The organism is Trueperella sp., from assembly GCF_043424875.1.
GTDB lineage: Bacteria > Actinomycetota > Actinomycetes > Actinomycetales > Actinomycetaceae > Trueperella.
The window spans coordinates 1-6,089 of sequence record NZ_JBHWPL010000053.1 but is presented as its reverse complement, the minus strand read 5'-3'; the positions used below and the strand labels follow the sequence as shown (position 1 = coordinate 6,089).

Here is a 6,089-nt window from a genome sequence, read left to right as displayed (position 1 = left end):
TCAAAGAGTTCGTTACATGACGTTGCGTCGTGCACGGCGAGCGGCGAGCTCATCGACGACGCCGTCGTCCTCCGCACGCTCCGTAGGAAGCTCGGCAAGATCGCCTTCGACCTCGCGCCAGACCCTGCCCACGGCAATTCCGAAGACGCCCTGTCCCCCTTGAATGAGGTCAATGACTTCGTCATTCGACGTGCACAGGTACACCGATGCGCCATCGCTCATGAGCGTGACGGCTGCGAGATCCTCGACGCCGTACTCCTTGAGTTGCTCGATCGCCGAACGGATCTGCGGAAGCGAGACTCCCGTATCCAAGAGCCGCTTAACGACCTTGATCACGAGGATGTCGCGGAACGAGTACAAGCGCTGGGTGCCCGAGCCCTTCGCGGAGCGGATTGATGGCTCAATCAGCCCGGTGCGGTCCCAGTAATCAAGCTGACGGTATGTGATGCCTACTGCGCGGCACACGGCAGGTCCACGGTAGCCGGTCTCGGTGTCGAGATCAGGCACCTGGCCGCCAAACAGCATTCCCTGTGCAAGCTGCGGTTGTGCGCCCTGTGCAAATGCGTCACTCACGTCAGCCTCCTTCAAATTGGTTCACGTTCTAGCCTAAACCTGATTCACACCGTTCTCAATGAGGTTGGTTCAAGCGTGGTCGGTGTGTCTCAGTGCCGTGTCTCAAGTGTAACTTTAAGTATTGCTCCCCTATCGAAGCTGGACGTCGATGTTTTCTGTGAGAAGCGCCCGGTAGAGATTCGTCAGCATCGTCGCCATTTCAGCCGATTCGTTCACGACGCGCTCCTTGGCAACCGGCGTGTTCCGTGCGCGCTCGGTCGCCAGACGCGCCACAACGTTGGCCGCATGGGCGTGGGCGGAGTTGCGCACCTGACGCAGGCTACGAAGATCCAAGCCGGCCTCTGAGAGCATCTTTGAAAAGCGCACGATATCGACGGCCTGCGCCGTCAGCCTCCCCCGCGCGTCTGGAATGAGCATGCCCGTGGAGATGAGCTGCTCGATGTCCTGATAGGAGGCACCTGTCAGCGCCGCAAGTTCGTCCTTCTGAATGCGCGTGCCCGGGCTTGGCCTTGCCTCTGTTCCCGTAGGTAGCGCGCGCATTCGGCCCGGGTGCTCCTGGTTGGTCTCGCCGGCGTCGAGCTGGCGAAGCATGTCCTTGATCTGTGGAAGGGGCACGTAGCGGTCGCGTTGCTCGACGAGAATGAAACGAAGGCGCTCGACGTCCGCTAGGGAAAACAAGCGCTGGTTCGACGCTGTACGGTGTGGCTCAATCAAGCCCTGAGACTCGAAGTAGCGAATTTTCGATGCCGCCAAGAACGGGAACTCATGCCGAAGGTGGGTTGTGACCTCACCGATTTTCAGTGTCGGTTCATGAGAGACGTCGTGGGGCCACGTGCTTGGAAATTCAACGCTCCAAGCCTTGTTGGCCGTCGGAGTCATTGACCCGCCTGAGGTGAGGCGTAGAAGGTGAGCTGGAACTTGCCAATCCGAACTTCATCACCGTCGGAAAGCTTGGCCTCTTCCACCTGCTGCATATTGACGTAGGTGCCGTTGAGCGAACCCGTGTCCTGAACGTAAAAATCGTGACCCGAGCGAACGAAGAATGCGTGCTTGCGCGACACCGTCACGTCGTCGAGGAAGATGTCGGACTTGGGGTGGCGCCCGACCGTCGTCGAATCGTCGTTGAGGAGGAAACGTGCGCCCGCATTCGCGCCGCTACGCGCGATCAGGAGCGCCGAGGTGGCAGGGAGAGCATTGATGGTGGCAACATCTTCGGCGTCGAGCCCCTTGGGCGTTGCCTGCGTGTCAGACTGCGACGGACTGATTGCTGAAAACCGCGAGGTCGAGATCGGATCCTCGTCCTGAGGCTGAACTTCAAAGTCTGCCATTGCTACCCCTATCCAATTGCCGTTCATCCAACTTTAGCCCACCTCGAGAAAAGTGTCACCGTTAGATAACGATTGTGAGACTTCATGTTACCTGCGCTGCGGCCTGCGCGCGCAGTGTCCGAAGATGTTCATCGTGACAGTCAATAATGATCTTTCGGAGAGCCGCCGGGGCATCGGAACTGGCGTCAATCCAGGCCTTCGCGGCCACCGCCTGCGGGTTCTCATCCGGTGCATCGCCTGCCTCGAGATCGGTCGCGGGGTACAGACCGTAAATGAGTCGCTCAGAGATCTCCTGCGAATGGGACCCCCAGATTGTCACGAGTTGGTCAAAGTAATCCGGTAGCACTGCAATCGTCTGCCTCACCCGCAGCGGCTGGTTCAAACCAGCGATCAGCGCCGAGACGTGATCGTTGGACAGCGTGCCCGACATGACCTTCGCAAGCGCGTCGGTGGTGGAACCGGGCAGGCTTGCGCTCGCCTGCAGATGCGCGACGACGTCGGCAGCAGTCCCAGTCTTCGCCAGCTCCTCGTCCAGGACGTCGGCGCCAATGGCACCGGTGGCCGCGCGTGCCGTGAGCAGTTTCCATCGCAAGTCCTGATCATCCACGTCATCGAGCACGCGCATGATGACGTCGTCCCTATTTGGTAGCGCCGCACCCGCGCGCGCCATCGTACGGGTCCAAATGAGGCGCGTATCGGGATCGTCCGTCTCTCGCGCGTAAGCCGCGGCGTCAAAGATCGCGGCGAGTTCGGCGTCGCGCACATGCTCCGGCGTGTAGCGCAGAAGCCCTGCCAACGCGTTATTGACTCGGGTAGCGAGGAGGTGCGAGCCGACGCTCCCGCTTGAGCGCGCCGCGAACTGCGCAAAGTCGGCAGCGGGCAGCTTCGCATCGCGCACCATCTCCCACAGCGCCGATGTGACCACGGACTGCGCCAGTGGATCGTCGAGCTCGAAGGACAGGGCCGCGTCGGCAGAGCGTTCGTCGAAATCGACCTTGATATAGGACAGCGCCTGGTCGTTGGGCAGGATGAGGTCCACGCCCTCCCCGCCGAGATCCTCCCACGTGATCGTGAGCTCGTCGCGCAGTTCGACGTCGATCTCCCCCGCCTTGCTCAATGTGGTGCCATCGCTTGTCCATCCGGAGACGTGCAACAGGTGCGGTCGCGTGATTGGCTCACCGGTCAGTGGCTCGGTTCCCACCTGGGTCAGCACGGCGCCTTCGGGTGTTCGGTTCACGACGACGTTCGAGACGCCCGCGCTTCGAAGCCATTGATCGACCCAGTCACCCAGGTCCTTACCGGAGGTCTCCTCGAGAGCTGCCATGAGGTCTCCGAGCGTCGTGTTGCCGAAGGCGTTGTCCTTGAACAGCTTTGCAGCTCCCGCGAAGAAGGCTGGCTCGCCCACGAATGCGACGAGCTGGCGAAGTACCGCGGCGCCCTTGGCGTAGGTAATGCCGTCGAAGGCCTGATCTGCCGCTTCAAGATCCGGGATGTCAGCAATAATCGGGTGGGTCGTTGGATACTGGTCATTGCGCAGTGCCCACGCCACGCGCGCGCCGGCGAAGTTCTCCCACGCCTCGGTGTATTGTGTTGCGGCTGCCATTGTCCACGCGCCGAGGAACTCTGCAAAAGATTCCTTGAGCCACAGGTCATCCCACCACACGGGAGTTACGAGATCGCCGAACCACATGTGGCTCATCTCGTGAAGAATCGTATTGGCGCGCCCCGCCCGCTGGGCCCTCGTGGATTCGCCTCGGTAGACGAAGGCGTCCTCGGAGAAGGTCACGCAACCGGGATTCTCCATCGCGCCGAGGTTGTATTCGGGCACGAAGACGGAATCGTACTTGCCCCACACGTAGGGGTAGTCGAAGACCTTGGGCAGGAGCTGAAGACCCTGCTTCGTGACGGTCGAAATGTCCTCGAGATCAAAGTGCTCTTTGAGTGATTCGCGGCAGAAGAATCCGAGATCGATCGTCTCGCCCTCTACCTGCACAGAATCGCTGAACCGATGATACGGGCCACCAATGAAAGCGGTGAGGTAGGTAGAGACGGGCTTCGTCGTCGTGAACGTCCTGCGGGTAAGGGGATCTCCGAGCGAATTCGTGCCGGAATTGGTTTCCTCGATCTGCGCGCCGTTGGAGAGCATGACCCACTCGGCCGGACCGGTCATGGACACCGTGTAGGTGGCTTTGAGATCCGGCTGCTCGAAGTTTGGAAAGACGCGTCGCGCGTCGGCAGGCTCAAACTGACTGTAGAGGTACGTCTGATTATCGACGGGGTCACGGAACCTGTGGAGCCCCTCCCCTGTGGTGGAGTACGTGCCGTGCGCGTGAACGCTGACCGTGTGCACTCCCTCGGGAATGTCGAGGTGAATGCGCGCGCCGTCGAACGAAAATGGCACGTCGGCGCCGTCGATACGCACGTACACGACGTCGTGGCCGATGAAATCGATGAACGTGGACGCCGGCTCGCTCGCGGTGAGAGCGATAGAACTGACGACGTCGAAATGGCTAGTTTCGGCTGGAGCTTCGCTGACGTCGAGGTCAATCGAGTAAGACTCGAGAGTCAGGACGGCGGCACGGGCACGGGCTTCAGAGCGCTTCAAGTTTTCGTTCACTTCTCCATTGTCGCGTCACTAAATCGGTGTTTCAAATTGCAACGGGAGCGCGACCTGTTAGTTTAGAGAGATGAATTTTCTATATGCGCTAGTTCGCCAGCCATCACCGCGGATGGCCGAGGGTCAGCTCACACACCTAGAAGAATCCGACGTCGATCCCGATCTGGCTCTTGAGCAGTGGCATCAGTACTGCGACATCCTCCGCGACTTCACGGAGGTTATCGAGGTTGAGGCGACGCCGGAATACCCCGATTCCATCTTCGTGGAAGACGTGGTGTTTACCTACGACGATCTTGCCGTGCGCACGCGGGTTCATGAGAGCAGGCGCGGCGAGCAGGACTCGGTAATTGACGCATTGGCGCAGCGCGGATTTGAGATTGTGGATCTGCCCGAGGGTGCGACGCTCGAGGGCGGGGACGTTCTGAAGTTCGACGGCCACGTGTGGGCGGGTCTGTCTACGCGGACGAACCAGGCCGGCGTGGACGGCCTCGCATCGATCCTCGAGCGCAAGGGAGTTGGGGTCACCGCGACTCCGGTTGATCACGCGCTTCACCTGAAGTCGTGTCTGACTGCATTGCCAGACGGCGCCTTCATCTCGCACGAGGACTACTCTCCCCCGGCGAAGGACTTCCCCGGCCTGCGTTACGTGCCTGAGTTCCTTGGCACCCAGGTGGTGTTACTTGGCGGCCACTCCATCCTCATGAGCGAGTCTGCGCCACGCACAGCCGAGCTTCTGCGCGGCGAGGGCTTCGACGTCATCACCACTCCCCTGACGGAGATCGAAAAGACGGAGGGATCAGCCACCTGCCTATCGGTGCGCATCCGCGGCTAAGGCGCACTGGTGAGGCGTACCACCTCGCTCGTTGGGTGCGCCGTTTGGTAAATGGCGTGAGTTTTCGGCTAGTATCTTTACGTCCAACTCGGACGGGCTATGGCGCAGTTTGGTAGCGCACTTGACTGGGGGTCAAGGGGTCGTGGGTTCAAATCCCGCTAGCCCGACAGATAACCCGCTAGATTCCACCGAACTATAGGAATCTAGCGGGTCAGCTTTTACCTGAATAGGCGCATTCACCCAGCCTAGGTGGCCGAGCTACTTGTCTTGGGTCACAAAGATGATTACGTTTAACCCGTCGTCCGGATGATAGGTCCACTCGGCCGTGTAGTCATCCCAAGAGTCCGTGACGCGTCCATCAAGGGAACGAGTTGTCTCCATCCGGTGGAGCGTTCGGGAAGGAGCTTCTAGTTCCCGAAGGATACATGTCACATCTGCAAAGGAAGCTCGCACGTCAGTGTCGTCGCCCGTCGTACGAATGATCAGCGTCTCGCCCTCATCTGTTACTCGGGCTCCGCGAGGGGAATCGCACTGTTTAAAGGCTTCGTCGAGCGGGCTGATCGCCTCGGCGATCTCCTCCTCCTGAGTGCTCTCAGGTTCAGGTGTTGCAGCTTCGTCGACCAAAGACTCACAAACGGTAGAAATGTTATTGAGCGCTATAGTCGCCTCCTTTTGCGTAAAATTACTGGCGTTTGATCTAACGTATGAGACCGCTTCGTCGAGATCTTCATAACCTGTA

The 6,089-nt window shown here is 59.9% G+C and carries 5 protein-coding genes, 1 tRNA gene and 1 pseudogene; 2 read left to right on the top strand and 5 right to left on the bottom strand.

Annotated features, from left to right (window positions below; all coding sequences use genetic code 11):
* Positions 1-12: 12 nt before the first annotated feature.
* The 4 genes from ACHFFR_RS05505 to pepN form a co-directional block, all read right to left on the bottom strand.
* Entirely contained in the window at positions 13-525 is a 513-nt protein-coding gene (locus tag ACHFFR_RS05505) for a MerR family transcriptional regulator (RefSeq protein WP_394263273.1), read from the bottom strand.
* Between the two features lie 177 nt (positions 526-702).
* The gene (locus tag ACHFFR_RS05500) at positions 703-1,452 is read right to left on the bottom strand and encodes a MerR family transcriptional regulator (protein ID WP_394263272.1); all 750 of its coding nucleotides are present in this window, start codon (positions 1,450-1,452) and stop codon (positions 703-705) included.
* Positions 1,449-1,901 carry an FHA domain-containing protein gene (locus ACHFFR_RS05495; RefSeq protein ID WP_394263271.1) on the bottom strand — a complete coding sequence of 151 codons (453 nt, stop codon included), beginning with the start codon at positions 1,899-1,901 and terminating at the stop codon, positions 1,449-1,451. The genes ACHFFR_RS05500 and ACHFFR_RS05495 overlap by 4 nt, the downstream gene beginning before the upstream one ends.
* A gap of 82 nt (positions 1,902-1,983) precedes the next feature.
* Positions 1,984-4,518, bottom strand: coding sequence for an aminopeptidase N (pepN, locus tag ACHFFR_RS05490; protein WP_394263270.1), 2,535 nt, complete (start codon positions 4,516-4,518; stop codon positions 1,984-1,986).
* Between the two features lie 70 nt (positions 4,519-4,588).
* On the opposite strand from pepN, the gene ACHFFR_RS05485 reads away from it, so the two are divergent.
* Positions 4,589-5,350: a dimethylarginine dimethylaminohydrolase family protein gene (locus tag ACHFFR_RS05485; protein WP_394263269.1), complete on the top strand. Its 762-nt coding sequence runs from the start codon at positions 4,589-4,591 to the stop codon at positions 5,348-5,350.
* 93 nt (positions 5,351-5,443) lie between these two features.
* Positions 5,444-5,517: transfer RNA gene (locus ACHFFR_RS05480), tRNA-Pro, on the top strand.
* A 91-nt stretch (positions 5,518-5,608) separates the two neighbouring features.
* Here the strand turns inward: ACHFFR_RS05480 and ACHFFR_RS05475 are convergent.
* Positions 5,609-6,089: pseudogene (locus tag ACHFFR_RS05475) on the bottom strand (hypothetical protein); the annotation flags it as partial.